A 26659-nucleotide genomic window follows, 5' to 3' on the forward strand; every position below is an offset into this window, starting at 1 on the left:
TGGTGCAATTTATTGAATTTTAGTGGTTTTGTAGGCCGGATAAGGCGTCACGCCGCATCCGGCGAAGATTTACTTACCCAACCGATGCCCCTCATTCATCATCAGGATTTTGCTATACACATCTTCCTCGACGGCGTTTTTTGCTGATGCCATCACCCGTGCCAGATTCGCCTCGTTGTGATTATTCACATACGCTTTGCCGACTGCGGTGATAAACGCTTTGCGCAGATCGCTGGCGATATTCACTTTAGCGACGCGATAATTAACGAAACTGCGTAATATCTCCGGGGCGATACCGGAGCCGCCGTGAATAACCAGCGGCACCGGGCTGACTTCGGCAATGCGCTTCAGCAGGGGGATATCGATCCGCGGTATATCGTCCAGGCCATGAACGTTACCAATAGAAACTGCCAGCATGTCGCAACCGGTGCGTTCGACAAAGGTCTTCACCTTTTCCGGTTCCGTTTTGCAATCGGCTTCGCTGACGTGATCGTCTTCTTTGCCGAGAATCGCCCCCAGCTCCGCTTCAACCGGTACGCCATAGGATTTACAGAAATCGACAGCTTCCTGGGTGAAAGCGATATTCTCTTCAAAAGAGAATGCGGCACCGTCAATCATGACCGAGGTAAAGCCCGCGCGCACCGCCTGTTTAACATCCTCCTGAGTTTTCCCGTGATCAAGATGAAGACTGACCGGAACATCCATTTTATCAGCGTGACGTTTCACGATTTCATAAATGTAATCGTATCCCGACAGTTGTGCATTGGTGGGCGCAATCTGAATGAAGTTGGGTAATCCTGAACGCTCAATGGCGTTTAAAATTGAAATCGTTGTCTCCAGATTGGTGGTATTAAATGCGCCCGCTAATACCCGTTTTTCCTGAATGCGGTCGAGCAGTATCCGTCCATTAACTAATGGCATATTGAAAACCTCATCTTTTAATATCAGTTAATTATTCAGCTTCACCGAAGCGGTCGCGAAATAAGGTAGTGAGAGTTTGTATTGCCTCGTTTTCATCATCACCTTCGCAGCGTATTTCCACCGTTTTTCCGCCTTTTATTCCGGCGCGCATAATATTCATCATGCTGGTGGCATTAATATCATTACCTTCATAGTGCAGCGTCACTTTACAGCTATATTTTTTGGCGGCTTTCGCCAGACAGGCCGCCGGACGTGCATGCAGGCCAGTACTGTTTCTGACTTCCACGGTTTTACTCAACATAGTGCTCCTCCCGATGATGTAATGGCATCACGCCTTCTTGCTGTAATTTCAACTGATACCAGCTTTTCCATTTGTGCTGATAACGCTGTAATTGATGGTATCTCGCCCGATTCGGTAACAAACGTTGGGCTATGGTGACTTGCGGCGGTGGAATATCCGGTGCGGCGGTTAATAATGCTCCGACAGAAACCGCCTCGTTAAATGCAATTGCTTCAACCGGACGCTGTAAAATATCCGCCTTTAATTGCAGCCAAAGGGGATTATGGGTTGCCGGACCTATCACTTTTAACGCGCTGGTGCCGGGCACATTAAAACAGGCGAAGCAGTTGGCAAATTCCATGGTTAATCCCAGTGAGACGCTGGCAATTAACATATCGATATTTAACGTATCGCCAAGCCCATAAAATAATCCTCGGGTATGGCGATTTTTATAGGGCGAACCCGAACCGCGAAGATGCGGAATAAAAACGGGAATGTCATCGAGCGACCAGTTCCCCGCCAGGTAATCCGCATACCCACGATTGAGCGACACGGCGATCTCCTCATCGGTTAGCCGGAACGTGTTACGCAGCCACTCCAGCGCGAAACCGCCCACGGGCAGAGAAGCAAACAGGGTGAACTGGTTGGCAAGCGAGTAACAGCCGTTTGCCAGCTTGTCACGTTTGGCCTGTTCATCCAGCGTCGGTTGTGTATCCAGTTGCAGAATGCCTTCCGTGGTGCCCGTCGAGTTAAGGATATCGCCCGGCATCATCTGCAACGCCCGCGCACCCACCATATGGTCATGTCCGGCCAGCGTCACGCTGACCGATTGCGAGAACCCAAGCGTTTTGCAGAGCGACTCACTGACCCATCCGGCGTGCTCACCTGGCTGCACCAATGGCGCAAATGCTGAACAGGGAACGTGTAACAACGCCGCCGCTTTCGCTGACCATTCGCCTTTGCGCACGTCCAGACACAGTGTACGGCTGGCTAAGGTGATATCCGTTCGCTGTTCGCCAGTCAGCCGCCAGAGCAGCACTTCCGGTGCATGTAGCCAGCGCAGGCCGCGACGATTGCGCAGCGGATAATGCTCCAGCAACCAACGCATTTTGAAGGCAGAGTAATTGCTGTGCAGTGGTAACCCGCAAATGTCATAAAGTGCCGCACTGTCTGCCTCGCTAAGCGTTGCCAGATACTCTTCACCGCGACGGTCATACCATGCCAGCATTGGCGTCAGAATCTCGCCATGTTTGTCAAGAAACACCCCTGACTCGCCAAAACTGGCAATGCTGATCCGCCTGACTGGCAGCGGCGAAGCGGCGTTCAGTTGCGCTATCGCCTGGCGGACCTCCTGCCAGAGGGCGTCGATATCGAAATCGACATTGCCCTGTGGGGAGATCTGTTTTGCCGTCACGAATTTATGCGCGCCCAACGTCGTTGCGTCCAGGCAGGAAAAGCAGGTGACTTTGCAATTGGTGGTGCCAATATCGATAACGATAGCTGCGCTGTTATCAGGCATAAACCGTGCTCCGCGTCATTCGGAAAATACCATACAGTACCAGGGCGATAACCGGCACCAGACCAATGGCGATGAGATTGCCGTTGAAGATTTCCAGCAGCCAGAAGCGGAACGGGTTACCGCCATCAAGGAAACTGGAGACCTGGCCGCTGGAGCCTTCGGCAAATTTGAAATTAACGTCTTTCGCCATTCCGGTAATAAACGGCGCGATTTTAGTCGCAATCCACAGATCGGCAATAATCACCGGAATCGCCGCCAGAACGGTGCGGAAAATGTTGCCACGGCTGGCTAAAGCAATCATCGACGCCATTACCGCCAGGTTGGCAAGGTCCCCAAGCGGCAGGACTTCATTACCCGGAAGGACAAACGCGATAAAGACCGAGATTGGCGTCAGCAGCAGGGCGGTGGAGATAATCGCCGGGTTACCTACGGCAACGGCGATATCCAGGCCGATATAGAGATCGTCACGGTCAGGGTATTTGGCATTGAGATACTTTTTAATGGCTTCAGACAGCGGTAATAAACCTTCCATCAGAATGCGAACCATGCGTGGCAGGATGAACATCACACCGCCAATGCTGATGCCAAGCAGCAAGACTTTTTTGAAATCGTATCCGGCAATTACGCCGAGCAGAATGCCCAGAATAGTACCAACCATCATCGGTTCGCCGAATATGCCAAACTTTTTCTGTACGGTTTCCGGATCGATATGAATACGATTGAGGCCGGGGATATGGTCGATGATTTTGTCGACCAACAGACCGACCGGAAAGAACACCACCGAAGAGAGCGTCGGCAAAGAGATCCCTTCCAGGCCAAAGTATTTTTGTACCAGTGGCGCAGACCAGTCGGCGAGTTTAAGTACTACCACCGCAGCAATCGCCGCTGCCAGCAAACCAAAGAACAGGCTGCCGGTGCTGTAATAAACCAGCGTACCGGCAAGGGCAAAATGCCAGTAGTTCCACATATCTACGTCAACGGTGCGGGTTTTATTTAACGCCAGCATCGCCACGTTAATCAGAATAGTCAGGGGAATAACAAACGGGGCAATTGGCGAACCCCATGTAATAGCGGAAAGCGGCGGCCAGCCTAAATCCACCACCGGTAAATTAATTCCGGTGCGTTCAACCATCGCCTGGGCCGCTGGCCCGACATTGCTGGTAAGAATATCGAAAATGGCATAAATACCGACAAAACCAATGCCGACCGTTAATGACGAACGTAAGGCTTTAGCGGGTTTTACTTTAAAAAAGAGAGCAAGAATAAATAACACCAACGGCAACATTACCGTGGGACCAAATCCCAATATATATTGCACAATATTATAGAGGGTATGCGCGATATCGTTCATAATAAACCTCTTTTTCAGGCGAGAGCGCACCTCGCGTTAGCGCCTGATGGAGTGGGTTGAAATTAATTATTATTAATTACTTTTTAAGGATCGAAACAATTTGCGCCAGTACTTTCTCTTCGCCAATACCGGTAATAATCGGCAAGCCGTTAACCACCGGGACGTCGAGTTCATAAGGCACTTTAGTCGTTGAGACTACCAGTGCTACGCCGTCAGTATTTCCAGGTAAAGAGGCAACGTTGGTTTGGGAATAATTGACGTTAAGACCGTGCTCTTTACAATATTCCATGACTTTTTCTGTTACTGCCGTGGATGTGGCAATACCCGTGGCGCAGACAAATAAAATGGTTTGACTCATATTTCACCTCGTTCTTTCATTTTGTTTAAGATTGCTGTGTGTATTTCTGTTGTTTCCATCGTAAGCAGGGCGCGCATAAAGGGCGTATCCTGAATCATCTCCATAATCCAGCCCAGGGCATTTAATTGTTTATTACTTTCGCCTAAGGCGAGCAAAAAAATCACCCTGACAGGTACGGGATCAGAGTCGCCGCCCATATCGGCAAACACTACCGGTTCCGGCAGGATACCGACGGCAATTGCATTGTGCCTGACATGTTTATGGTCCGTGTGCGGAATGGCGACACACGGTGGTTCGGTAGGCAGTCCCGTTGGGTACGTCGCCTCACGTTCCAGTACATGATCGGCAAAATCAGGGACCACCAGTTCGGCGGTAACCAACGGTTGCGCTAACTGATGGATGATCTGTTCAACGCTTAACCCTGCCGGAAGTCGTTGAATAAAATTTTCCTGAAACTGTATGCCTTGCATTTTATTCCTCTTAAAAAAGTGTACTTAACTCACTTCCCGCCGTTGCAGCACGGTGCCAAGATAGTATTTATTTCCTTTTAACCAGACGTTGCCAAACTCAACGGGTAATCCTCGGGAGAAAAAGACTAACTGCTCCAGATGCAAAACGGGTGCATCTTCACTGATATCTAAAAAATGACCGCGTTCATTACCAATTAATCGCGCGGCATAGCGACTTTCCGAGTAACGAATTTTTCTTTGCGACAAACTTTCTATTGTTGGAAATAAATTGTGTTGATTAAAATCGATTTCCACGATGCCGGGGCATAGCTCAATATTGATACGGTTCTCTATCAGCATCGCTTTTTCATCACCAATTGAACGTAAACGCTCAAGGTAAAGAATATCCTGACCGGGCGTTATTCTTAATTTCTCTGCCACATAACGATTAGCCGGTTCAATCCGTGACGTAATAACTTCAGTGGTAAAATGTATTTTCTGGCTTTCCAGCGATTCCGCGAATGACAATAATCCTTCACCTAACGGATATGCCACGTTCTCTTTTTTGACAAATGTTCCCTTCCCCTGGACCTGTATCAACACGCCTTCTTTTACCAGTTGGGCGACCGCTTTTTTAACGGTTCCCCGGCTCACTTCCAGCATATCCATAATCTGGTATTCCGAAGGAATGCGATCGTCTTCCACCAGATCCCCGGTATAAATACTTTCTCTTATCCACTCCACCACTTGTTGATAGAGCGGTATTTGTGACGACTTACTCAATGATTTCATGGCGCGCACCTGAACATTTACAGTTGTCTATGGACAATCATGGACAACTTCAAGCGTATAGTAGGTGAACAGGCGAAAAAGAGGATCGAAGCGTCTCACATTTTAGGGGACCAAATCGTGATCAACAAAATGTGACGTGAGTCGATATTTGGCAGAAGTCTACTGCGCCGTCAGGAAATAACGGCGCGTTGGGAGGTGTTAATCTTCCTTCGGCAGGCACTGCAAATGCCCGTGCCGCACGCCGCGCTGGGCGATGACGTCATCGGCAAAATGCTGCACGTCGCCCATGTCACCTTTCAACACGGCGATTTCCAGACAGTCGTCGTGATTAATGTGCACATGCAGAGTAGCAACCGAGAGATCGTGGTGATGATGCTGGGTGGAGACAATACGGCTGGCTAAGTCGCGTTTTTCGTGTTCATACACATACGACAGCACCGCGAAACCTTGTGTGCCGTGTTGTTGAGTGGCTTCCTGCGCCAGAGCGCTACGCAGAATATCGCGGATCGCCTCGGAACGGTTGTTATAACCACGACGCTGGCTCAGACTGTCCAGCGTCTCCAGTAAATCGTCATCAAGCGTGATGGTGACTCGTTGCATTTGCGTTAAACCTTTTCTGTGGTGCGACGGCGCACGGGGAATGCGGGTAATACCGCGTTTTGTAGCACACGTCCGGCGTCAGAGGAAAAGGTTAATTTATCTCCCACCACCTGGGTTTCGACGATTTGTCCGTTGTCCATCACCATCACTCGCTGGCAAAAGCGTTCCACCAGGCGTAAGTCATGAGTGATGAACAGGCAGGCGGTGCCAAACTGTTGTTGCAGCTTTTTCAGCAGGCGAATGACGCCCGCTTGTAACACGAGATCAAGGTTCGAAACCGCTTCATCCAGAATCAGCAGTTTCGGTTCGACCGCCAGCGCGCGTGCCAGGCAGACACGCTGGAGCTGGCCGCCGCTTAACTGCGGTGGGCGTTTGTCGAGCACGCTGTCGTCGAGATCGACCGCCTTCAGCATTTCACTGGCGCGCGCCAGTTGTTCGGCTTTTTTCAGCGATAGCAGGTGGCGCATCGGTTCACGCAGGATCTCGCGCACGGTTTTGCGCGGATTCACGGCGCTGATGGAGTCCTGAAACACCATTTGAATATCACGGCGGAACGCTTTACGTTGCGCGCGATTGAGCTTCGCCAACGGTTCGCCGCGCCAGCTAATATTTCCCTGTGAGGGCGACTCTAACCCTACCAGCAGCCGCGCGAGGGTACTTTTTCCGCAGCCGCTGCGCCCCAGCAGGGCGACGGTTTCACCGCTTTTCAGGGCCAGGGAAACGTTATTCAGCACCGCCTGGTGTTGATGTTTGCCGCTAAATCCACCGTGCGCGTAGTGATGGGAAAGGTCGGAGACGTTAAGTAAAGTCATGATGCCAGCTCCATACCGTAGAGGGCGAGATGAGCGGAAACCAGGCTGCGCGTTACCGCATGTTTGGGGGCGTTAAACAGCGTTTCTACATCGCCCTGTTCAACAATCTTACCGTGAGACATTACCGCCACATCGTCTGCCAGACGCGCTACCACGCCCATATCATGGGTAACCAGCAGCATTCCCGGTGCTTGTTTTTGCATAATGCTTTCCAGCAGATCGAGGATGCGCGCCTGTGCTACCACGTCGAGATCGGTGGTTGGTTCATCGGCGATGATAAACGGTGATTCGCACAGCACCGCCATCGCAATCATCATGCGCTGCAACATGCCGCCGCTCATCTCGAACGGGTAGAGCTTCAGCACGCGCGCGGCGTTTTCCAGCCCCACCGCTTCTATGGCAGCGGTAAGCGTAGCGTCATCGGCGGGTTTCCCCAGCGCCAGGCAGGTTTCACGCGCGTGGGTGTGCATGGTGTGCAGCGGATTAAAGGCACTGCGCGGGTTCTGCATGATGGTGGCAATTTTGATGCCGCGCAGGGCGCAGGGAGAAACCGGTTTTCCATCGGCCAAAATTTCCCCCGCCGTCTGGCGAACGCCAGCAGGCAGAATGCCCAGCGTCGCGGCGCAGGTCAGCGACTTCCCGCTGCCACTACCGCCGACTAACGCCAGCACACGCCCACGTTGCAGGGTTAACGATACGCCGTGCACCAGCGGCTGCGCGGCCTGTAGCGCGATATTACGGAGTTCAATCTGTTGTGGCATTAGTGTGCGTGCTCCGTCACCAGATGAGGGTCCAGATGATCGCGCAGTGCGTCACCCACCAGGTTAAAGGCCATCACGCTGATAAACAGCGCCAGCCCCGGCCAGAACATTTGCAGCGGCTGGGTCCAGATATACTGACGCGCGTCGTTAATCATCACGCCCCATTCGGCGGTCGGCGCGGTCACGCCGAGACCGAGGAAGGACATCCCCGCGACGTGTAGCATCATATGACCGATATCCAGCGTCGCCAGCACCAGCAGCGAGGGGATCACCGCACCTGCCAGATGATCAATAAACACCCGCACATGGCCCGCGCCAGAAAGCCGTGATGCCAGCACAAACTCGCGCTGGCGCAGTGAAATCACCAGACTGCGCACCATGCGCGCGTACCATGCCCAGTGCGAAAGGGCGATAGCGATAATTACGTTGGTCAACCCGGTGCCAAGCACGCCGACCATAAAGAACGACAGAATCGAGGTTGGGAAGGTCATAAACATATCCGCGACGCGCATGGTGGCCTGATCAACGCGCCCGCCAATCAGCCCGGCGCTGCCGCCAATAATCAGCCCTAATGTCAGCACCAACAGCAGGCAGGCCATTACCGAGCCGAGCGACACGCGGGTCGCTGCCATCAGCCGCGAGAAAATATCGCGCCCTAAATGATCGGTGCCCAGCCAGTGCTGCGCATCCGGCGAGAGCAGGCGCGACGGCAAATCAATAGCCTGAGGGTCATACGGCAGCCACCACTGGCTGGTGAGCGCAATCAGCGCCAGCAGGGCGATAATGATCAGCGCCAGGCGAACCGACCAGCGGGAGGAGAGGAAAAAGTTCACGCGTGCGCTCCTTCATGACGACGAATACGCGGGTCCAGCGCGGCGTTGAGCAAATCGACAATCAAATTACAGACCACAAAAACCACCACCATCATCAGCGTAAAGCATTGGATCACCGGATAGTCACGGTTAAAAATCGCCGACACCGCATAGCGCCCGACGCCCGGCCAGGCAAAGATGTTTTCGATAATCATCGTCCCGCCAATCAGTTCGCCAATGTGCATCCCCACGGCAGTGATCATCGGCAGCGAGGCATTGCGCAGAATATGGCGGCGTTCGGTCTGTTTGTCGCTCAGACCACGCAGTCGTGCCCAGGTGACGTGACGCTGACCGGCGACGTCCAGCATACTGGCGCGCAGCAAACGCGCGTTAATCGCCAGCGACATAAAGGCGATGGATACCGCAGGCAAAATGATGTGCTGCCAGCCGCCGTAACCCATTGCGGGTAGCCATTGCAGATACACCGAAAACGCCATCACCAGTAAAAACGCCAGCCAGAAGTTAGGCATCGACACGCCGAGAAACGCGATGAAACGGACGGCGAAATCCGGCAGACGATCGCGATGGCGCGCCGCCCAGATACCGAGCGGTACGGAGGTGAGCAGAATTAATACCAGCGCCGCACCTGCAAGTTCCAGCGTGGCGGGCAGGAAATTCAGCATATCGTCCAGCACCGGGCGTTGGCTGGCGAATGAGATACCAAAGTCAAGATGCAGCGCCTTCCACAACCAGGTGCCATACTGGACGTACAGCGGCTGATCCAGCCCCAGCATAGTTCGGGTAGAGGCCAGCATCTCCGGTGTCGGCGGCAGGTTAGACAGACGGAGATAATCGAGCGCCGGGTCACCGGTGCCGAGGCGCAGCATCAGAAAAATGATCACCGAGGCGGCGAGCACCATCGGGATCAGCAGCAGAAAGCGGCGTAATACATAACGCAACATTAAGGTTTCACCGGTTTAATCTGTTCGAACGGGATTTCGGTGGCGATCGGCGCGTAGGGGATGTTACCCAGTTCCGGTTTTGAAACCACCATCATTGAGATGTAACTGATAGGCAGATAAACCGCCTCGTCATGCAGACGGGTCAGAATGTCGCGATACAGCGCCTGACGTTGCGTTTCGTCATGGGTCGCCAGCACTTCGCCGATCTCTTTATCAATCAGCGGCTTGTCGGCTAAACCTTGCTGTGCCTGGAAGTCAGCGTGCGACGGTACGCGCATTGAACTCAGGAAGGCGTGTGGATCGTATGGCGCGCCCCAGGTGCGGTGGAAAATCATGCCAAAACGACCGTCGCGCTGACGAGCATAGATACTGCTCTCTTCTTCGCCAATCAGCGAGACATCTGCGCCAATCTGACGCATATCAGCCTGAATGATTTCCGCCATCGATTTGCTTAACGCATCGGTGCCGATGAACGACAGTTCAATGCGCAGCGGCTGACCATTTTTCTCGCGGATGTCTTTGCCTGCAGGCAGCGTCCAACCGGCTTTTTCCAGCAACGCTTTCGCTTTCTGCGGATCGTACTGGCGCGGTTTCAGGCCGAGGTTGGCGTAGGGCACAGAAGGGGCAAACAGGGTGTCGGCGACCTGCTGGGTACCATACAACGCGTTATCAATCAGCGATTTTTTGTTCACCGCGTAATTAAGAGCTTCACGTACTGCCAGCTCGTTGGTGGGGGCTTTGGCGGTATTGAGCGCCAGCATCACGGTTTCGATCGGCTGTGACAGTTGAGTGTGGTAAGCCGGGTTCTGGCTAAAGCGGGCGAAGGTATCGAGCGGTAATAACCCTTCGTTTCCGTACAGCAGGTCGATATCGCCAGTTTCAAACGCCACCGCGCGGGTAGTCGGGTCCGGGATCACGTTAAAGGTGATCTTTTTAATCGCCGGCTTTTCGCCCCAGTAGTTTTCGTTACGGACGAAGACATCGTACTGATTCAGTTTCGATTCCTGTAAAACCCACGGCCCGGTGCCAATCGGCGCTTTAATTCCGTTCATGGTTTCGTGGTTTTTAAACTGCGAGGGTGCGATAAAACGGAAAGGACGGGGCAGGGCCAGTTCTTGCAGGAAAGGATAGTAGGCGCTTTTCAGGGTGATTTGCAGCTCGTTTTTGCTGAGTGCTTTGACATCAACAATCTGGTTTGCCAGCTCCAGCCAGGCGTGACGTTGACGGTTATCGAGCACTGCACGGAAGTTTTCTGCCGCCGCCTCTGCATCAAACGGTTCGCCGTTGGAGAACTTCACGTCATCACGCAGGGTGAAGGTCCAGGTTTTACCATCTTCTGAATGAGTCCAGCTTTTTGCCAGCCACGGGATCACCGAACCGTCTGCCTGATATTTCACCAGCGGTTCATAAACCATGCTTTGGGCGAACATTTGGTTAGGCGTGTAAAGGTGCGGGTTTAGTGGCCCGACATTCACCGGCCAGGCGGTGGTGATTTCATCTGGTGCAGCGGCATGGACGATAAAAGACGCACAAGCCAGCAGCGCAAATAGAGTGCGGCGGAGTGTAGAGAACATGGTAACCCCAATGGATTAAAATAGATGGCGGAAATAAGTATGACGATTTTAAGTATTCGTCATACTGATTACCTGTTCTGGATCAATAGATGGGCAGTCGGGTGGGCGGATCAGTTAACTGAATCGATCCATTGCACACTGTCGGCGGTGAGCGTAAAGGGGGTAGGGGTGCAGATCGCCAGGCTTAAATTTTCTAGCTGACAATGGCTGACTGACAGCGAGGAGTTATAGGTGCTGTCTACGCTGACGATTTGCCAGGCGCTGCCGCCACGCTGTTTAACGATGGCTTCTTTGCGCGTCCAGATGCGCCAGAACATTTCCAGTTGCTGATCAGGATGCACGGCGTCCATCTCGGCATGTTCCCCGAGGCTGAATACGGCGTTCGCCAGCCAGCGCCAGTTGGCGCGCGGGCGAATCACTTCGATATCGCAGCCGACTTCGCCTTCATCGCTCAACAGCAGGGCGATATCGTCACCACTATGGCTTAAGTTGAACCATAGCGGCGTTTCCGGCGCGAATGCAGGTTTGCCTTGTTCGCCATAGATGATCTCCGGTAGCGGGGAAAGCGTGTGCGAAAGCAATGCACGCCCCGCCAGCCAGCGTTCGCGTCGTGGACCTTGCGGTGCTTGCTCGCGTAAACCCGGTGGCAGAGGAGCTGCGCTTAAGGTCGAAACTTTCCCCAGAACTATCCGATACATATCAGGGCCAACGTTTAATGGAAAATGAAAGTGCGTATCGTAACACTTGTCGCCTCATCCCGGTAACCGACTTTTCGGTCTGCCTGGCCCCAGTAAAATCGCCAGTTTGCTGCCGCCTTTGGTGGTTTCCATCCAGATTTTACACACGCTGGTTAATGGCACCGAAAGTAGCATCCCTACCGGGCCGAGCAGCCATCCCCAAATTAACAATGAAAGAAATACCACCATGGTGGACATCCCCAGGCGATGGCCCATCATCCGTGGTTCTAAAATATTGCCGATGACCATATGGACCACTAAAAACAATGCGCCGACCAGAATACATTCGTAAATACCATTAAACAGCAGCACCTGAATCATTGGCGGTACGGCGGAAATTACCGCACCGATATTGGGCACGTAGTTGAGCAAAAACGCCAGTACTGCCCACATCAGCGCAAACTGCGCCCCCATCAGCTCCAGCCCCAGCCAGACGATTATGCCTGTCCATAAACTGAGTAGCGTCTTTAACGCCAGATAATGCGAAACGCCTTTAAGTGCGCGGTGTAGTCCGGCGATGTGAATCTGTGGATTATTCAACGCGAAACGCATTTTGTAAGGGACGTGGCGCACTTCAAACAGCATAAAAACTACGGTCATCACCAGCAAAAGCACGCTCGCCATTGCCCCGGAAAGCCCGGTCATTAGCGCCGTGGTGAAGGTAACCACTTTTTCCGAGTCCATCCGCTGTAGTATTCGCTCCGGCGACATATGCAAATTAAGAAAAGGCAACATCTCCTGCAATTTAAAAAGTTTGCGCGTCAGCTCCTTATTAAACTTCGGCAGCATAGAGATAAATTCGTTAAACGATGCCGCCAGTACGCCGACCAGCGCGGTGAGTGCGATCAGCATCACCACAACCACAATCGTAATGGCAACGGGGCGTTGTACTCCCCGACGAATAAACCAGGTGACGAGCGGGTTGAGAACGATGGCAAAAAACAGCGCCAGTAATAGCTGCACAATGATATCTGCCGCTGCGTGAATGCCCGCGAGGATCACTACCAGCGAGGCCAACTTGAGCAGAATGTGCATGCCCGTTTTATCGGGTTGAGGGGTTTCCATTGGGGCTTCCTTGTGACTTTTTGTATTAAGTGTAGCGGGAGTCACGCCAGCAATATTCTGATTCTTACTGCTGATTTTCACGTCAGCACATGGTAAAAATGAAACACTGTTGTAAAAATGTGGTGATCCTCATGCCCGAACCCGTAGCCGAACCCGCGCTAAACGGATTGCGCCTGAATTTGCGCATTGTCTCCATTGTCATGTTTAACTTCGCCAGCTACCTTACCATCGGGTTGCCGCTCGCTGTATTACCGGGCTATGTCCATGATGTAATGGGATTTAGTGCATTCTGGGCAGGGTTGGTTATCAGCCTGCAATATTTTGCCACCTTGCTGAGCCGTCCTCATGCCGGACGTTACGCCGATTTACTGGGACCCAAAAAGATTGTCGTCTTCGGTTTATGCGGCTGCTTTATGAGCGGCCTGGGATATCTGACGGCAGGATTAACCGCCAGTCTGCCCGTCATCAGCCTGTTATTACTGTGCCTGGGGCGCGTAATCCTTGGGATTGGACAAAGTTTTGCCGGAACGGGATCGACCCTGTGGGGTGTTGGCGTGGTTGGTTCGCTACATATCGGGCGGGTGATTTCGTGGAACGGTATTGTCACTTACGGGGCGATGGCGATGGGTGCGCCGTTAGGTGTCGTGTTTTATCACTGGGGCGGATTGCAGGCGTTAGCGTTAATCATTATGGGCGTGGCGCTGGTGGCCATTTTGTTGGCGATCCCGCGTCCGACGGTAAAAGCCAGTAAAGGCAAACCGCTGCCGTTTCGTGCGGTGCTTGGGCGCGTCTGGCTGTACGGTATGGCGCTGGCACTGGCTTCCGCCGGATTTGGCGTTATCGCCACCTTTATCACGCTGTTTTATGACGCTAAAGGTTGGGACGGTGCGGCTTTCGCGCTGACGCTGTTTAGCTGTGCGTTTGTCGGTACGCGTTTGTTATTCCCTAACGGCATTAACCGTATCGGCGGCTTAAACGTGGCGATGATTTGCTTTAGCGTTGAGATAATCGGCCTGCTACTGGTTGGCGTGGCGACTATGCCGTGGATGGCGAAAATCGGCGTCTTACTGGCGGGGGCGGGGTTTTCGCTGGTGTTCCCTGCATTGGGCGTAGTGGCGGTAAAAGCGGTTCCGCAGCAAAATCAGGGGGCGGCGCTGGCAACTTACACCGTATTTATGGATTTATCGCTTGGCGTGACCGGACCACTGGCTGGGCTGGTGATGAGTTGGGCGGGCGTCCCGGTGATTTATCTGGCGGCGGCGGGACTGGTCGCAATCGCGTTATTACTGACGTGGCGATTAAAAAAACGGCCTCCGGTGGAAGTACCTGAGGCCGCCTCATCATCTTAAAACTTACTGAATAACCAGCGTATTAATGATGTTTTCTGCGGTGGTCTGTGCTTTTTGCTGATTGTCAGCGGGCAGCGTAATTTGCATGGTTAGCAGTTGATTACCCACGTTACCCAGAATAACGGAAGAGTACGCCGTCTGGCCTTTCGCGGAGATAATGCTGTCTAACTGCTGCATTTTGTGACCTTTCAGCTCAATGGCTTTATTGGTTACCACTTGCAGCTGCGGATCGCGGCTACGTTGCTGATCTTCCAGGCGCTTCGCCAGCACCGCCAGATCTTCTTTCGGATCATCGCCCATGATGACGATGACTGCTTTCTGCCCGGTGGCGTCGGACCAGACATGCATGTTATTGGCCTGCGTTCCCAGCTTACCGCTCTGGTCGGTCATATCCGCTGGCAGCGAGAAACTTAACTTGCCATCAAGCAGGTTGACGGGATTCCCGGTCGCGTTACTTTCTGCGACCGAACCCTGCGCCGTAGCGTTAGTGTCTTTATCATCACAGGCCGCAAGCCCCATAACCAGCAGGCCAATTCCGACATATTTAACCAGATTGCGCATTGACTTCTTCCTTTCGATAAACGGCCATAACGGCTCATTCATCCATCTTATCACAACTCTGATAACGAACCTTTAACTCGCCTGCAAAGCGTTGATTTCGGATTTATCTGCCAGTCTTTTCAACAGCATATTGAGTAATACGCCATACATTGGCAGGAAGAAAACGATACTGATTAACACTTTGAAACAGTAATCGACCAGCGCGATTTCCATCCAGTGTTCAGCCATAAAGGCATCCGGGCTACGCCAGAAGGCAATGAAGAAGAAGGCCAGCGTGTCGCTGACGTTACCGAACAGTGTGGACGCTGTCGGTGCCAGCCACCAGTGACGACTCTGACGCAGGCGGTTAAAAACGTGCACGTCGAGGATCTGCCCCAGCGCGTAGGCCATGAAACTGGCGGTGGCGATACGGGCGACAAACAGGTTGAAGTGGGCGAGCGCGCCGAATCCTTGCCATGACCCCATATAAAACAGCGATGAGATGACGTAGGAGATCAGCAATGCGGGGATCATTACCGCAAAGATGATGCGACGAGCCAGCGGCGCGCCAAAAATACGCACGGTCAGGTCAGTAGCGAGAAAGATAAACGGAAAGCTAAACGCGCCCCAGGTGGTATGAAAACCAAAAATGGAGACCGGAAGCTGAACCAGATAGTTACTGGAGGTGATCACCAGCAGATGAAATAACGATAACCAGAACAACGCCTTATAGCGTTGCGTTTGCGAGAAAACGTTCATATTGTACCTTTTTGATTAACCATTGGGGTGAGGGAACCCAATACGTACGACACGTCTGTTACCTTAACATAATAACGTGCTGACCCTTTTTTCGAGCCGCCGCATGATACTGCTTTACGTTGACAATGCAATGGTTAATTTTCACGCAATCGTTAACCTGGTTTGCTTACGGACTCACAGGGCGTAAACTAGCGCCGTTTTTTTATGTGATGAGAAGAAAATGACCGATCTCTTTTCCAGCCCTGACCACACACTCGACGCACTTGGCCTGCGCTGCCCGGAACCAGTAATGATGGTGCGCAAAACCGTGCGCAATATGCAGCCTGGCGAAACGTTGTTGATTATTGCCGACGATCCGGCGACGACCCGCGATATTCCTGGGTTTTGTACCTTTATGGAACACGAACTGGTTGCGAAAGAGACGGATGGACTGCCTTATCGTTATTTGATTCGTAAAGGCGGTTGATGGGGGAAGATGGGCTTCGATACTGCCTTTTGCCCTCACCCTAACCCTCTCCCCAGAGAGGCGAGGGGACCGATCGCACTCAATGTTGCTGCTTGAAACCGGTTTGTAGGCCGGATAAGGCGTTCAAGCTGCATCTGGCGATACGGTGCACAATGCCTGATGCGACGCTGTCGCGTCTTATCATGCCTACGAGTTCGATGCTCTGTGTAGGCCGGATAAGGTGTTCACGCCGCATCCGGCATTGTTGGACCGTAGACTGATAGCCTCTTTATTTCCTGCGCAATAACCGTAACGCATTCGCCGTTACCAGCACCGTCGCACCGGTATCTGCCAGCACTGCCAGCCACAGGCCGGTCATCCCTAACAGCGTGGTGACGAGGAAAACGCCTTTCAGCCCCAGCGCAATAGTGATGTTCTGGCGAATATTCGCGTGAGTGGCGCGCGCCAGTTCAATCATTTGCACCAGGCCGCGCAGGTGGTTATGGGTTAATGCTGCATCTGCGGTTTCTAGGGCCACGTCCGTGCCACTGCCCATTGCAATCCCGATGGCGGCGGCTTTCATCGCTGGCGCGTCGTTAATACCGTCACCGACCATCGCCAGCGGCGCATGTTGATTCAGCTCGGTCACCGCTTTGACTTTATCTTCCGGCAAGAGGCCCGCTTTAAATTCCAGCCCCAGTTCCCCGGCGATTGCCGCTGCTGCGCGTGGATTATCGCCGGTGAGGATCACCCCTTTGACACCCAGCGCGTTCAGTTCACTGATAGCAGTTGCAGCATCGGCGCGCAGGGTATCCTGCAACGCAATGACACCCAGCACGTCATCATTACGTACTACCAGCACTACCGTTTGCCCGGCGCTTTCCAGTTCATTAATCAAACCAGCAAATGCATCAGCAGGATGTTTTCCGGCAGCGCATATCAACACGCGCTCACCGTTAACCTGCGCTTCAATGCCAGACCCGACCAGCGCCCGCTGTGATTGGGCGGTGGGAATGGCGAGTTCAGCAACCTGTGCTTCGCGCACAATGGCCTGTGCCAGTGGATGCGTCGCACCTTGCTCGACCGCCGCCGCCAGTGTCAGCAGTTCAGATTCACTAATACCCGTTGCCGGATGAATCGCGGTAACGCGCGGTTTACCGACGGTCAGCGTACCGGTTTTATCAAACGCCACCTGGGTAACACGACCCAGCTGCTCCAGCGCCGCGCCGCCTTTAATCAACGCCCCACGACGCGCTGCTGCCGCCAGCCCGGAGGTAATCGCCGCGGGCGTGGAGATAACTAAAGCACACGGGCAACCAATCAGCAGCAGCGTCAGCCCTTTATAAATCCACTCCTGCCAGCTGGCGGCAAACAGCAGCGGCGGCACCAGCGTTACCAGCAGGGCGACGGCCATAATCGCTGGCGTGTAAATACGGCTGAAACGGTCGATAAACCGCTCAATAGGTGCGCGGCGCTCTTCGGCTTCTTCAATCAGTTTCAGAATCCGGTCAATGGCGCTGGCACCCGGTTCTGACAGCACTTCCAGCGTTACCAGACGGTCTACGCTGGTGGCGCCTGCAGGAACTTTATCGCCCGTCGCGCGCTCCACAGGAATGGATTCTCCGGTCAGGGCACTTTCATCAAAACTGGCAAACGGTGAGAGCAGTTTACCGTCGGCAGGCAAACGCCCACCTGCCGCAACTTCAATCACATCGCCAGGCCGCAGGCTGTTTATTGCCACCTCTTCACGCTCACCGTTACGCAGACGCGTGGCGGTTTCTGGCTTCAGCGCCATTAACGCGCTAACGCCCTGACGCGCGCGGCTGGCGGCCCAGCCTTCCAGTCGTTCACCAATCAAAAACAGCAGCAACACCATCGCAGCTTCAGCCGTTGCGCCAATAAACAGCGCACCAATAGCGGCTACGCTCATTAAGGTTTCAATGGCGAAGTAGCTGCCAGATTTGATCAGCCGTAATGCCTGACGAGCAATTGGGTACAGCCCAACCAGCGTGGTCGCGATAAACGCCAGTTGACCAAACGGATGATTGAACTGCTCCAGCCCCCAACTGATTGCCATCATCACGATAAGCGTAATCAGCGGCAGATTCTCTTTCAGGCGTGATTCTTGTGGTTCGTCGGAGGCCTGTTCATCGCGCAGGGAATAGCCCGCTTTTTGCACCGCAGATTCAACTTGTGCCCGGATGTCATTGTCGGCATCCACCACCAGTTTTTCGGTGGCGAACAACACCTGTACCTGATTCACGCCTGCAAGCTGGCGCACGGCATTTTCCACTTTGCGCGCACAGGCGGCGCAGTCCATACCGCTGACTTTCCAGCTATAGCGGGTGCCGGAGACGTTTTCAGAGAGAGTTGGCGTGCTGGAACATGCGCCGTCGCAGCAACAGTCGTTGGTGTTCTGTACCGTAGTTAGCGGTTTGAACGCAGCAAATTGAGGGGCTTTCTTGCCGTGATTGTCAGGAGTCGACATGGCATCCTCCGGTTAAGTTTTTTCTCATTAACCGAAGGATACACTCTGGAGTCGACTCCAGAGTCAAGTTTTATCAGAGATACAGCGAGCGGACGATGAGGAAGTGACCAGCAAAGTAGCAGGCCGCGGCAATGGCGTTATCCGCACGGAAGCGTCGGCGATAGTGACTACCCAGCCAGACAAAGTTACTGATAAACAGCAACGAAGCGCCGACAAACGCAGAGAGCGCCGGAGCGGTCGGACGGAAGAACCACAGTTCACCTGCCAGCCACACCATCACCAGCGTCATGCCGATAAACGTGCAGATAGGCCAACGATACTCTTCCAGACGCGTCCAGATAATCGCCAGTAACAGCGCGCCCAGAACCAGCAGCACCAACGGCAGAGGCCAGAAGAAAGAGAGCGTCATCTGACTGGCGAAATAGATGGTGTACAGCAGGTGCGAGAGGAAAAACGCGCCGATGGCGTACATCAGACGTTGACGTGGCAACAGGGTTAGCGCATCGCCCAGCAGTGAGGCACACAGCCCCGCCAGCACCAGATAGCTAATGGCGTCGAACATCGGCGCTTGCCAGGCCAGCAACAGCAGGAGAAGAAGGGTTAACGGTTTAAACACCCAGCGTTGCCAGGTTGGCCCACGATACGATGCATCCACAGATAGCCATGCGGAAAGACAGACAGCGATAAACGACCAAAGCATCTTAGTTCCTTGAATTCGTTATTTTTTCGTAAGCGGAATGCCTACGGTCTTGCTTCCAGTTTAGTGGCGAGGGTGGACGGATGACAACACCATAACTGGCAGGGTATGCTTATTTCCGCATTTTCCGATGAGGGATAAAGATGAGTAAACCACCTCTTTTCTTTATTGTTATCATTGGCTTAATCATCGTCTCCGCATCGTTTCGTTTTATGCAACAACGACGGGAAAAAGCTGATAATGATATGGCACCGCTCCAGCAAAAGCTGGTGGTGGTGAACAACAAGCGGGAAAAACCGATTAACGATCGCCGTTCGCGCCAGCAGGAAGTGACCCCGGCAGGCACCAGTATGCGCTATGAGGCAAGCTTCAAACCGCAAAGCGGAGGAATGGAGCAGACGTTTCGCCTCGACGCCCAGCAGTACCACGCCCTGACAGTGGGTGATAAAGGTACGCTGAGCTATAAAGGAACGCGCTTTGTCAGCTTTGTAGGCGAACAATAAGGTTATTTTTTAACTTTAAATTTCTTCTGCCAGACCAGCAGTTCAAACACGCCGAAAAGGAAAATCCGCACCTTTTCGGCGGTGGTCATCTGCGGGCCATCTTTCGGTAAAGTGGATTTCAATAGCGCCAGCTGCATACCATGCATCAGCACGGTAAAAATCAGCGCCACGTTAACGAAAATATTCAGCGGGCGTGGGAAGGGATGCACCAGGTTGAGGATTAAAAATCCCCAAACACAGAGCATTAACAAACGACCAATATTAATCAGCATCACTTTCTCCTTGTGCTTCGCGTTGATACAGCCGATAAGCCACCTGACCCGCCACTTTTTCCCGATGTAATGACCAGTTTGCCGGAACAGTGGGCAGACCGTTTTCGACTTCGCTTTCGACATAAATCAGGGCTTCGTCAGCCAGCCAGCCGTTATCTTCCAGTAAATTTATCGTCTCTTCTAACAAGCCACGGCGGAACGGTGGATCGACAAACACGATATTATGCGGTGTGCCTTTTTGCGCCAGGAATGACATCGCGTTGCTGTTCACCACGCGTGCATTGCCTGCTTTTAGTGTCGCCAGATTCTTAATTAACTGCTGAGAAACCGCACGATCCATCTCAATCAACGTGGCCCCCGCAGCGTAGCGCGATAACGCTTCCAGCCCCAGCGCGCCGCTCCCGGCGAAGCAATCCAGACATTGGGCGTCAACAATGACCGGAGCCAGCCAGTTAAACAACGTTTCGCGTACGCGGTCGGTGGTGGGGCGCAGACCTGGACTATCAGGAACCGGGAGTTTACGGCCTCGCCACTGCCCGCCAATAATGCGGATTTGGCCGCTGCCGGAATGATTCGGTTTTTTCATGATAAATTGCTCAATCCGCCAGATAACACATACTTGCAGGCGGTGATGTGAATTAAGTTAAGTGATAGACTATTTCATCATTTTTTTAGCTGCTATGTACATAGCGTTAACGCTGTGCCATGAAGCAACAGCGAGGAGTGTAGTCGCAAATGGCGAAAGAAAAAAAACGTGGCTTTTTTTCCTGGCTGGGCTTTGGTCAAAAAGAGCAGACCCCGGAAAAAGAGACAGAAGTTCAGAATGAACAACCAGTTGTAGAAGAAATCGTTCAGGCGCAAGAGCCTGTGAAGGCTTCTGAACACGCCGTTGAAGAGCAGCCGCAGGCGCATACTGAAGCCGAGGCGGAAACTTTTGCTGCCAACGTTGTGGACGTTACTGAACAGGTTGCTGAAAGTGAAAAAGCGCAGCCTGAAGCGGAAGTCGTTGCACAGCCGGAACCGGTCGTAGAAGAAACGCCGGAGCCAGTGGCTATCGAACGTGAAGAACTGCCGTTGCCGGAAGACGTCAACGCCGAAGCGGTTTCGCCAGAAGAGTGGCAGGCCGAAGCGGAAACCGTAGAGATTGTCGAAGCGGCGGAAGAAGAAGCGGCTAAAGAAGAAATCACCGACGAAGAGCCGGAGGCACAGGCGCTGGCTGCCGAAGTGGCAGAAGAGGCGGTAATGGTGGTTTCTCCGGCAGAAGAAGATCAGCCGGTGGAAGAAATCGCTCAGGAGCAGGAAAAACCGACCAAAGAAGGTTTCTTCGCGCGCCTGAAACGCAGCCTGTTAAAAACCAAAGAAAATCTCGGTTCCGGATTTATCAGTCTGTTCCGCGGTAAAAAAATCGACGATGATCTGTTTGAAGAGCTGGAAGAACAGCTGTTGATCGCCGATGTGGGCGTGGAAACCACACGTAAAATTATCACCAATCTGACGGAAGGCGCATCCCGCAAGCAGCTTCGTGATGCCGAGGCGCTCTATGGCCTGCTGAAAGAAGAGATGGGCGAGATTCTGGCGAAAGTCGATGAGCCGCTGAATGTTGAAGGTAAAACGCCGTTCGTGATCCTGATGGTGGGCGTCAACGGTGTGGGTAAAACCACGACGATTGGTAAGCTGGCGCGTCAGTTTGAGCAGCAGGGTAAATCGGTGATGCTGGCGGCAGGCGATACTTTCCGTGCGGCAGCGGTTGAACAGCTTCAGGTCTGGGGTCAGCGCAACAATATTCCGGTGATTGCCCAGCATACCGGTGCTGATTCCGCTTCTGTTATCTTCGACGCCATTCAGGCCGCTAAAGCGCGTAACATCGACGTCCTGATTGCCGATACCGCCGGACGCCTGCAAAACAAATCGCACCTGATGGAAGAGTTGAAGAAAATCGTCCGCGTGATGAAGAAACTCGACGTTGAAGCTCCGCATGAAGTTATGCTGACTATTGATGCCAGCACCGGGCAGAATGCGGTAAGCCAGGCCAAACTGTTCCACGAAGCCGTTGGCTTAACCGGCATCACGCTAACGAAACTGGACGGCACGGCGAAAGGCGGGGTAATTTTCTCGGTGGCTGACCAGTTTGGTATCCCTATCCGCTACATTGGTGTCGGCGAACGTATTGAGGATTTGCGTCCGTTTAAGGCGGACGACTTTATAGAGGCACTTTTTGCCCGAGAGGATTAACAATGATTCGCTTTGAACATGTCAGCAAGGCTTATCTCGGTGGGAGACAGGCGCTGCAGGGCGTTACGTTCCATATGCAGCCGGGTGAGATGGCGTTTCTGACCGGTCATTCCGGCGCAGGGAAAAGTACCCTCCTGAAGCTGATCTGTGGGATTGAGCGGCCCAGCGCCGGGAAAATCTGGTTTAGCGGCCATGACATCACGCGTCTGAAAAACCGTGAAGTTCCGTTTCTGCGCCGCCAGATTGGCATGATTTTCCAGGATCACCATCTACTGATGGACCGTACTGTCTATGATAACGTGGCGATCCCGCTGATTATCGCCGGTGCCAGCGGTGATGACATTCGTCGCCGGGTGTCGGCGGCGCTGGATAAAGTCGGGCTACTGGACAAAGCGAAGAACTTCCCTATTCAGCTTTCCGGCGGTGAACAACAGCGTGTTGGCATTGCCCGCGCGGTGGTGAACAAGCCCGCGGTACTGCTGGCGGACGAACCGACTGGTAACCTGGACGACGCGCTGTCGGAAGGCATTTTACGTCTGTTTGAAGAGTTTAACCGCGTTGGGGTAACCGTATTGATGGCAACGCACGACATCAACCTGATTTCGCGACGTTCCTATCGCATGCTCACCCTGAGCGATGGTCACTTGCATGGAGGCGTGGGCCATGAATAAGCGCGATGCAATCAATCATATTCGGCAGTTTGGCGGGCGTCTGGATCGCTTCCGTAAATCGGTCGGCGGCTCTGGCGACGGCGGTCGTAACGCGCCAAAACGGGCGAAATCCTCGCCAAAACCGGTAAATCGCAAAACCAACGTTTTCAACGAACAGGTGCGCTATGCCTTCCACGGCGCATTGCAGGATCTGAAAAGCAAACCGTTCGCCACGTTTTTAACGGTGATGGTTATCGCCATCTCCCTGACGCTGCCCAGCGTCTGTTATATGGTGTACAAAAACGTTAACCAGGCGGCGACGCAGTATTATCCGTCACCGCAAATCACTGTTTATCTGCAAAAAACGCTGGATGATGACGCCGCTGCGGGTGTGGTGGCACAGTTACAGGCCGAGCAAGGCGTAGAGAAAGTGAATTATCTTTCTCGTGAAGACGCACTGGGCGAGTTCCGTAACTGGTCTGGTTTTGGTGGTGCGCTGGATATGCTGGAAGAAAACCCGCTTCCGGCAGTGGCGGTGGTGATCCCGAAACTCGATTTTCAGGGGACGGAATCACTGAATACGCTGCGTGATCGTATCACCCAGATCAACGGCATTGACGAAGTGCGGATGGATGACAGCTGGTTTGCCCGTCTGGCGGCGTTAACCGGGCTGGTCGGGCGCGTTTCCGCGATGATCGGCGTGTTGATGGTGGCGGCAGTGTTCCTCGTCATCGGTAACAGTGTGCGCCTGAGTATCTTTGCTCGCCGTGACTCCATTAACGTGCAGAAACTGATTGGTGCGACGGATGGTTTCATCCTGCGTCCGTTCCTGTACGGAGGCGCATTGCTGGGATTTTCTGGCGCATTGTTGTCACTAATTTTGTCAGAAATTCTGGTACTGCGTTTGTCATCGGCGGTTGCGGAAGTGGCACAGGTTTTCGGAACGAAGTTTGATATCAATGGCTTATCGTTCGATGAATGCCTGCTATTGCTGCTGGTATGCTCGATGATTGGCTGGGTGGCAGCGTGGCTTGCCACGGTACAACATTTACGCCACTTTACGCCTGAATAATAAAAGCGTGTTATACTCTTTCCCTGCAATGGGTTCCGTAGCAGGGAAAGAGACCCCGTTGTCTCTTCCCGGTATTTCATCTCTATGTCACATTTTGTGCGTAATTTATTCACAGCGTTGCATTGAACTTGTGGATAAAATCACGGTCTGATAAAACAGTGAATGATAACCTCGTTGCTCTTAAGCTCTGGCACAGTTGTTGCTACCACTGAAGCGCCAGAAGATATCGATTGAGAGGATTTGAATGACTGACAAAATGCAAAGTTTAGCTTTAGCCCCAGTTGGCAACCTGGATTCCTACATCCGGGCAGCTAACGCGTGGCCGATGTTGTCGGCTGACGAGGAGCGGGCGCTGGCTGAAAAGCTGCATTACCATGGCGATCTGGAAGCAGCTAAAACGCTGATCCTGTCTCACCTGCGGTTTGTTGTTCATATTGCTCGTAATTATGCGGGCTATGGCCTGCCACAGGCGGATTTGATTCAGGAAGGTAACATCGGCCTGATGAAAGCAGTGCGCCGTTTTAACCCGGAAGTGGGTGTGCGCCTGGTCTCCTTCGCCGTTCACTGGATCAAAGCAGAGATCCACGAATACGTTCTGCGTAACTGGCGTATCGTCAAAGTTGCGACCACCAAAGCGCAGCGCAAACTGTTCTTCAACCTGCGTAAAACCAAGCAGCGTCTGGGCTGGTTTAACCAGGATGAAGTCGAAATGGTGGCCCGTGAACTGGGCGTAACCAGCAAAGACGTACGTGAGATGGAATCGCGTATGGCGGCACAGGACATGACCTTTGACCTGTCTTCCGACGACGATTCCGACAGCCAGCCGATGGCACCGGTGCTCTATCTGCAGGATAAATCATCTAACTTTGCCGATGGCATTGAAGATGATAACTGGGAAGAGCAGGCGGCAAACCGTCTGACCGACGCGATGCAAGGTCTGGACGAGCGTAGCCAGGATATCATCCGCGCGCGCTGGCTGGACGAAGACAACAAGTCCACGTTGCAGGAACTGGCTGACCGTTACGGTGTTTCCGCTGAGCGTGTGCGCCAGCTGGAAAAGAACGCGATGAAAAAATTGCGCGCTGCTATTGAAGCGTAATTTCCGCTATTAAGCAGAGAACCCTGGATGAGAGTCCGGGGTTTTTGTTTTTTGGGCCTCTACAATAATCAGTTTCCCCCTCCGGCAAAACGCCAATCCCCACGCAGATTGTTAATAAACTGTCAAAATAGCTATTCCAATATCATAAAAATGGGGTATGTTTTAGCAGAGTATGCTGCTAAAGCACGGGTAGCTACGTATAAAACGAAATAAAGTGCTGCACAACAACATCACAACACACGTAATAACCAGAAGAGTGGGGATTCTCAGGATGAACATAAAGGGTAAAGCGTTACTGGCAGGATGTATCGCGCTGGCATTCAGCAATATGGCTCTGGCAGAAGATATTAAAGTCGCCGTCGTAGGCGCAATGTCCGGTCCGGTGGCGCAGTACGGTGACCAGGAGTTTACTGGCGCAGAGCAGGCGGTTGCGGATATCAATGCTAAAGGTGGTATCAAAGGCAACAAACTGCAAATCGTAAAATATGACGATGCCTGTGACCCGAAACAGGCGGTTGCGGTGGCGAACAAAGTCGTTAACGACGGCATTAAATACGTGATTGGTCACCTCTGCTCTTCATCAACGCAGCCAGCGTCTGACATCTACGAAGACGAAGGCATTTTAATGATCACCCCAGCGGCAACCGCACCAGAGCTGACCGCCCGTGGCTATCAGCTGATCCTGCGCACCACCGGCCTGGACTCCGACCAGGGGCCGACGGCGGCGAAATATATACTTGAGAAAGTGAAACCGCAACGCATTGCTATCGTTCACGACAAACAGCAGTACGGCGAAGGTCTGGCGCGTGCAGTGCAGGACGGCCTGAAGAAAGGCAATGCTAACGTGGTGTTCTTTGATGGCATCACCGCCGGGGAAAAAGATTTCTCTACCCTGGTGGCGCGTTTGAAGAAAGAGAATATCGATTTCGTTTACTACGGCGGTTATCACCCGGAAATGGGGCAAATCCTGCGTCAGGCACGCGCGGCAGGGCTGAAAACTCAGTTTATGGGGCCAGAAGGCGTGGCTAACGTCTCGCTGTCTAACATTGCGGGCGAATCAGCGGAAGGGCTGCTGGTGACCAAGCCGAAGAACTACGATCAGGTTCCGGCGAACAAACCCATTGTTGACGCGATCAAAGCGAAAAAACAGGACCCAAGCGGCGCGTTCGTCTGGACCACCTACGCCGCGCTGCAATCTTTGCAAGCGGGGCTGAATCAGTCTGACGATCCGGCGGAGATCGCTAAATACCTGAAAGCGAACTCGGTTGATACGGTGATGGGGCCGCTGACCTGGGATGAGAAAGGCGATCTGAAAGGCTTTGAGTTCGGTGTGTTTGACTGGCACGCCAACGGCACGGCGACTGATGCGAAGTAATCATTAATCGGCAACTTTGGGTTGCCGCCAAATTGCTAATATCGAGTACGTTGCTTCATGCCGGATGCGGCGTAATGAACTGAACCCCAAAACCTGGACAGTTTCAGTTAACCGGCTTTTTGATACTCAGTCCGGTATTCTACCGGGCTGAGTCCCCCAAGACTGAGTTTTATTCTTTTTTGATT

30 protein-coding genes are annotated in these 26659 nt (G+C 53.0%); 8 read left to right on the forward strand and 22 right to left on the reverse strand.

Features of this window, described 5'->3' with window-relative positions; translation table 11 throughout:
• Positions 1-69 precede the first annotated feature (69 nt).
• From ACJHYO_RS21675 to ACJHYO_RS21745, 15 genes are all read right to left on the reverse strand, one after another.
• Positions 70-921, reverse strand: a complete 852-nt coding sequence (locus tag ACJHYO_RS21675; protein WP_001131791.1) for a class II aldolase — start codon at positions 919-921, stop codon at positions 70-72.
• 31 nt (positions 922-952) lie between these two features.
• Positions 953-1222: an HPr family phosphocarrier protein gene (locus tag ACJHYO_RS21680; protein WP_000949581.1), complete on the reverse strand. Its 270-nt coding sequence runs from the start codon at positions 1220-1222 to the stop codon at positions 953-955.
• Positions 1212-2720 carry an FGGY-family carbohydrate kinase gene (locus ACJHYO_RS21685; protein ID WP_024705089.1) on the reverse strand — a complete coding sequence of 503 codons (1509 nt, stop codon included), beginning with the start codon at positions 2718-2720 and terminating at the stop codon, positions 1212-1214. The genes ACJHYO_RS21680 and ACJHYO_RS21685 overlap by 11 nt, the downstream gene beginning before the upstream one ends.
• Positions 2713-4071, reverse strand: coding sequence for a PTS galactitol transporter subunit IIC (locus ACJHYO_RS21690; RefSeq protein ID WP_001306345.1), 1359 nt, complete (start codon positions 4069-4071; stop codon positions 2713-2715). Before ACJHYO_RS21690 ends, ACJHYO_RS21685 begins: the two co-directional genes overlap by 8 nt.
• Positions 4072-4147: 76 nt before the next feature.
• Entirely contained in the window at positions 4148-4429 is a 282-nt protein-coding gene (locus tag ACJHYO_RS21695) for a PTS sugar transporter subunit IIB (RefSeq protein ID WP_000084021.1), read from the reverse strand.
• The gene (locus tag ACJHYO_RS21700; RefSeq protein ID WP_001161647.1) at positions 4426-4899 is read right to left on the reverse strand and encodes a PTS sugar transporter subunit IIA; all 474 of its coding nucleotides are present in this window, start codon (positions 4897-4899) and stop codon (positions 4426-4428) included. Before ACJHYO_RS21700 ends, ACJHYO_RS21695 begins: the two co-directional genes overlap by 4 nt.
• A gap of 24 nt (positions 4900-4923) precedes the next feature.
• Positions 4924-5670 (reverse strand): GntR family transcriptional regulator, encoded by a 747-nt coding sequence (locus ACJHYO_RS21705; protein ID WP_001296489.1) that lies wholly within the window; start codon positions 5668-5670, stop codon positions 4924-4926.
• A 198-nt stretch (positions 5671-5868) separates the two neighbouring features.
• Positions 5869-6270: a nickel-responsive transcriptional regulator NikR gene (gene nikR, locus ACJHYO_RS21710; protein WP_001190062.1), complete on the reverse strand. Its 402-nt coding sequence runs from the start codon at positions 6268-6270 to the stop codon at positions 5869-5871.
• 5 nt (positions 6271-6275) lie between these two features.
• The gene (gene nikE / locus ACJHYO_RS21715; protein ID WP_000173679.1) at positions 6276-7082 is read right to left on the reverse strand and encodes a nickel import ATP-binding protein NikE; all 807 of its coding nucleotides are present in this window, start codon (positions 7080-7082) and stop codon (positions 6276-6278) included.
• A complete protein-coding gene (gene nikD / locus ACJHYO_RS21720) occupies positions 7079-7843 on the reverse strand; it encodes a nickel import ATP-binding protein NikD (protein ID WP_001136232.1) in 765 nt (254 codons plus the stop codon). Before nikD ends, nikE begins: the two co-directional genes overlap by 4 nt.
• The gene (nikC, locus tag ACJHYO_RS21725) at positions 7843-8676 is read right to left on the reverse strand and encodes a nickel ABC transporter permease subunit NikC (protein ID WP_001008954.1); all 834 of its coding nucleotides are present in this window, start codon (positions 8674-8676) and stop codon (positions 7843-7845) included. Before nikC ends, nikD begins: the two co-directional genes overlap by 1 nt.
• Positions 8673-9617 (reverse strand): nickel ABC transporter permease subunit NikB, encoded by a 945-nt coding sequence (gene nikB, locus ACJHYO_RS21730; protein ID WP_000947070.1) that lies wholly within the window; start codon positions 9615-9617, stop codon positions 8673-8675. The genes nikC and nikB overlap by 4 nt, the downstream gene beginning before the upstream one ends.
• Positions 9617-11191 (reverse strand): nickel ABC transporter substrate-binding protein, encoded by a 1575-nt coding sequence (gene nikA / locus ACJHYO_RS21735; RefSeq protein WP_000493122.1) that lies wholly within the window; start codon positions 11189-11191, stop codon positions 9617-9619. The genes nikB and nikA overlap by 1 nt, the downstream gene beginning before the upstream one ends.
• Before the next feature lie 110 nt (positions 11192-11301).
• A complete protein-coding gene (gene acpT / locus ACJHYO_RS21740; RefSeq protein WP_000285789.1) occupies positions 11302-11889 on the reverse strand; it encodes a 4'-phosphopantetheinyl transferase AcpT in 588 nt (195 codons plus the stop codon).
• A gap of 54 nt (positions 11890-11943) precedes the next feature.
• The gene (locus ACJHYO_RS21745; RefSeq protein WP_085455588.1) at positions 11944-12993 is read right to left on the reverse strand and encodes an AI-2E family transporter; all 1050 of its coding nucleotides are present in this window, start codon (positions 12991-12993) and stop codon (positions 11944-11946) included.
• Positions 12994-13091: 98 nt separating this feature from the next.
• Here ACJHYO_RS21745 and ACJHYO_RS21750 point away from each other — a divergent pair, with 98 nt between their 5' ends.
• Positions 13092-14342 carry an MFS transporter gene (locus ACJHYO_RS21750; RefSeq protein WP_139815380.1) on the forward strand — a complete coding sequence of 417 codons (1251 nt, stop codon included), beginning with the start codon at positions 13092-13094 and terminating at the stop codon, positions 14340-14342.
• Positions 14343-14345: 3 nt separating this feature from the next.
• Here the strand turns inward: ACJHYO_RS21750 and dcrB are convergent, their stop codons facing one another.
• Together dcrB and ACJHYO_RS21760 are read right to left on the reverse strand one after the other, a co-directional pair.
• The gene (dcrB, locus tag ACJHYO_RS21755) at positions 14346-14903 is read right to left on the reverse strand and encodes a phage sensitivity protein DcrB (RefSeq protein WP_001245296.1); all 558 of its coding nucleotides are present in this window, start codon (positions 14901-14903) and stop codon (positions 14346-14348) included.
• 72 nt (positions 14904-14975) lie between these two features.
• On the reverse strand, positions 14976-15641 hold the full coding sequence (locus tag ACJHYO_RS21760) for a 7-cyano-7-deazaguanine/7-aminomethyl-7-deazaguanine transporter (protein WP_001100463.1): 666 nt from the start codon (positions 15639-15641) through the stop codon (positions 14976-14978).
• A 220-nt stretch (positions 15642-15861) separates the two neighbouring features.
• Between ACJHYO_RS21760 and tusA the strand changes: the two genes are divergently transcribed.
• Complete coding sequence (gene tusA / locus ACJHYO_RS21765; RefSeq protein WP_000130621.1) at positions 15862-16107, forward strand: sulfurtransferase TusA; 246 nt, start codon at positions 15862-15864, stop codon at positions 16105-16107.
• 268 nt (positions 16108-16375) lie between these two features.
• On the opposite strand, the gene zntA is transcribed toward tusA, so the two are convergent.
• Together zntA and ACJHYO_RS21775 are read right to left on the reverse strand one after the other, a co-directional pair.
• A complete protein-coding gene (zntA, locus tag ACJHYO_RS21770) occupies positions 16376-18574 on the reverse strand; it encodes a Zn(II)/Cd(II)/Pb(II) translocating P-type ATPase ZntA (RefSeq protein WP_000106596.1) in 2199 nt (732 codons plus the stop codon).
• A 73-nt stretch (positions 18575-18647) separates the two neighbouring features.
• Positions 18648-19274, reverse strand: coding sequence for a lysoplasmalogenase (locus ACJHYO_RS21775; protein WP_000964718.1), 627 nt, complete (start codon positions 19272-19274; stop codon positions 18648-18650).
• A gap of 140 nt (positions 19275-19414) precedes the next feature.
• Here ACJHYO_RS21775 and ACJHYO_RS21780 point away from each other — a divergent pair, with 140 nt between their 5' ends.
• Entirely contained in the window at positions 19415-19774 is a 360-nt protein-coding gene (locus ACJHYO_RS21780; protein WP_085455587.1) for a DUF2500 domain-containing protein, read from the forward strand.
• Between the two features lie 2 nt (positions 19775-19776).
• Here the strand turns inward: ACJHYO_RS21780 and ACJHYO_RS21785 are convergent, their stop codons facing one another.
• Positions 19777-20046, reverse strand: coding sequence for a DUF1145 family protein (locus ACJHYO_RS21785; RefSeq protein ID WP_001295207.1), 270 nt, complete (start codon positions 20044-20046; stop codon positions 19777-19779).
• Positions 20036-20632 (reverse strand): 16S rRNA (guanine(966)-N(2))-methyltransferase, encoded by a 597-nt coding sequence (gene rsmD, locus ACJHYO_RS21790; protein WP_000743193.1) that lies wholly within the window; start codon positions 20630-20632, stop codon positions 20036-20038. The genes ACJHYO_RS21785 and rsmD overlap by 11 nt, the downstream gene beginning before the upstream one ends.
• Positions 20633-20781: 149 nt before the next feature.
• On the opposite strand from rsmD, the gene ftsY reads away from it, so the two are divergent.
• The 5 genes from ftsY (at position 20782) to livJ (ending at position 26474) form a co-directional block, all read left to right on the forward strand.
• Entirely contained in the window at positions 20782-22278 is a 1497-nt protein-coding gene (ftsY, locus tag ACJHYO_RS21795) for a signal recognition particle-docking protein FtsY (RefSeq protein WP_001040643.1), read from the forward strand.
• 2 nt (positions 22279-22280) lie between these two features.
• Complete coding sequence (ftsE, locus tag ACJHYO_RS21800; protein WP_000617723.1) at positions 22281-22949, forward strand: cell division ATP-binding protein FtsE; 669 nt, start codon at positions 22281-22283, stop codon at positions 22947-22949.
• A complete protein-coding gene (gene ftsX, locus ACJHYO_RS21805; RefSeq protein WP_001042003.1) occupies positions 22942-24000 on the forward strand; it encodes a permease-like cell division protein FtsX in 1059 nt (352 codons plus the stop codon). The genes ftsE and ftsX overlap by 8 nt, the downstream gene beginning before the upstream one ends.
• A gap of 244 nt (positions 24001-24244) precedes the next feature.
• Positions 24245-25099 carry an RNA polymerase sigma factor RpoH gene (gene rpoH, locus ACJHYO_RS21810; RefSeq protein WP_000130217.1) on the forward strand — a complete coding sequence of 285 codons (855 nt, stop codon included), beginning with the start codon at positions 24245-24247 and terminating at the stop codon, positions 25097-25099.
• Between the two features lie 271 nt (positions 25100-25370).
• Positions 25371-26474 carry a branched chain amino acid ABC transporter substrate-binding protein LivJ gene (livJ, locus tag ACJHYO_RS21815; RefSeq protein WP_001021996.1) on the forward strand — a complete coding sequence of 368 codons (1104 nt, stop codon included), beginning with the start codon at positions 25371-25373 and terminating at the stop codon, positions 26472-26474.
• A gap of 107 nt (positions 26475-26581) precedes the next feature.
• Here the strand turns inward: livJ and ACJHYO_RS21820 are convergent.
• Positions 26582-26659, reverse strand: a 78-nt coding sequence (locus ACJHYO_RS21820; RefSeq protein WP_322967685.1) for an IS3 family transposase, incomplete at its 5' end; no start/stop codon positions are given.

The sequence above is a fragment of the Escherichia sp. WS1118 genome, assembly GCF_046487695.1.
GTDB classification, from domain to species: Bacteria; Pseudomonadota; Gammaproteobacteria; order Enterobacterales; family Enterobacteriaceae; genus Escherichia; species Escherichia coli.